The organism is Alitiscatomonas aceti, from assembly GCF_025567195.1.
Classification (GTDB): domain Bacteria; phylum Bacillota; class Clostridia; order Lachnospirales; family Lachnospiraceae; genus Alitiscatomonas; species Alitiscatomonas aceti.
Genome location: NZ_JAOQJF010000076.1, coordinates 1 through 1,832 on the forward strand (window position 1 = coordinate 1; position 1,832 = coordinate 1,832).

Below are 1,832 nucleotides of genomic sequence, written 5' to 3' on the forward strand. Positions count from 1 at the left end.
TCCCTCCTCGTATAATAAGTTTGTAAGCAAGAAAACAGCTTACAGACTTATTCTTTTTTTTGGTATAAATGGTAAGGATTTCTACGAGGTACTCCCCTCATCCCGATTCCCATCTATACAGTTGACAGTTACATTTCTATATAGGTAGATCCTGTGGTATGATATCAGGCAGAGTCTGATGTCCAAAGGCACTGCTGTTCCTCCTTTCAGCCGGCTTTGTCCGCGACTGCTTTGAAAGCATTCAGCCTGGCTCATACGGCACATTCCGCTGACACAGAAGTTTCATCCCCAGCCGTTAGCCCCAGCAAGAATGGCTGACTGGGTGCATGCTCATTACGCGAGGGTTCGGTCACCGTATGCGGCACAGGATAAACCTTTTGCTTCAGGCTTCACAAATCCTTATCGGAATGGAGGTGATATCATGTTAAAGATCAACTATATGTCCACCTTGTTTGTTGGTATTGATGTAAGTTCAAAAACTAACTCTGTCTATGCCATGGACTTTGAGGAAAACAAATATCTCTCAACATCCTTTGGCAATAATCAGCCCGGGGCTGATGAACTTGTAAATAGGATCGTCGCATGTATGCAGAAGCATAAACATCTGGATACCCTTCTTATTGTCCTGGAATCTACTTCTGTATACAGCGTCCATATTTCAAACTTCCTGGCTTCCAGCGAGGTCCTCATGCCCTACAAGCCCTACGTCTTCTGTGTAAACCCAAAGGCCACTGCGAACTACCGCAAGTCCTATATCGGAATGGAAAAAACCGATCCCACAGATGCCTATCTTATTGCGGACTTTGGAAGGGTAGGACGTACCAAAAAGCTGGAACCATGGCGCGGCGGGCTGTTCATTGCCCTGAAACGTCTGACAAGGCACCGTATGCACCTTTCTGAATGCATCACCAGAGAGAAGACCTATATGGTCTCGAATCTCTATCTGAAGTTCAGTGAACTTCAACTCCTGGAAGGGGATGACAAGCCCTTTGGCAATCTCTATGGTGCCACGTCCTCAGCCATCCTGACGGAATTCCTGTCTCCACAGGAAATCATCAATATGCCGGAAGAGGATCTGCTTGCCTTTCTTGCACAAAAGAGCAGGAACCGCATCTCTGACCTGTCCAAAACTTCCGAGCTTTTGCGGAAGGCGGCCAGAGATTCCTACCGCCTGGACAAGTGCATGTATGAACCATTGAGCATCTCACTGGCAAGCTCATTTAACTGCATCCAGGCCTATCAGAAAGAAATCAGGCTAATCGAGCAGGCGATTGACAAATGCATCAAGGGAATGAACACAAACGCTCTGCTCATCCTTCAGTCCATACCCGGAATCGGTCCGGTATGGGCATCCGGGATCCTGTCAGAAATCGGCGATATTACAGCGTTTCATTCGTCCGATGCTCTTGCCAAATATGCCGGGCTTTATTGGCCCAAGGGGGATTCCGGAGATTTCATTTCTGAGGATAACCAAATGTCGAAAGCAGGGAATCCCTATCTTCGCTACTATCTTGGCGAAGCGGCAAACAGCGTCAGGAAGCATATCCCTGAATATGCTGATTTCTATGCCAGAAAATATGCTGAGGTATGCAAACATCAGCACAAAAGAGCACTCGCGCTTACATCTCGTAAATTAGTACGACTCGTTTTTGGATTGCTGGCCAAAAACCAACTGTACACCGGCGAAAAGCTGGACACCGAATATAATACCTGGTCGAACTGACATTCGGTTTTTGAGATACATACCGAAGGTCTATTAAGGTTACCCTTTTTTCGGAAAGACACATCAAAATCTTTTTCAAAAGGTTCTTGACATATCACCAGAATGCTTT

The 1,832-nt window shown here is 46.2% G+C and carries 1 protein-coding gene; it reads left to right on the plus strand.

The window, feature by feature from the left end:
- The first annotated feature begins 421 nt into the window (after window positions 1-421).
- Window positions 422-1,723, plus strand: a complete 1,302-nt coding sequence (locus OCV69_RS16515) for an IS110 family RNA-guided transposase (protein WP_158359821.1) — start codon at window positions 422-424, stop codon at window positions 1,721-1,723.
- Window positions 1,724-1,832: the final 109 nt, after the last annotated feature.

Excerpts from the sequence above, each read along its gene's own strand:
- OCV69_RS16515 (WP_158359821.1), top strand. The coding sequence starts at position 422 with ATGTTAAAGATCAACTATATGTCCACCTTGTTTGTTGGTATTGATGTA.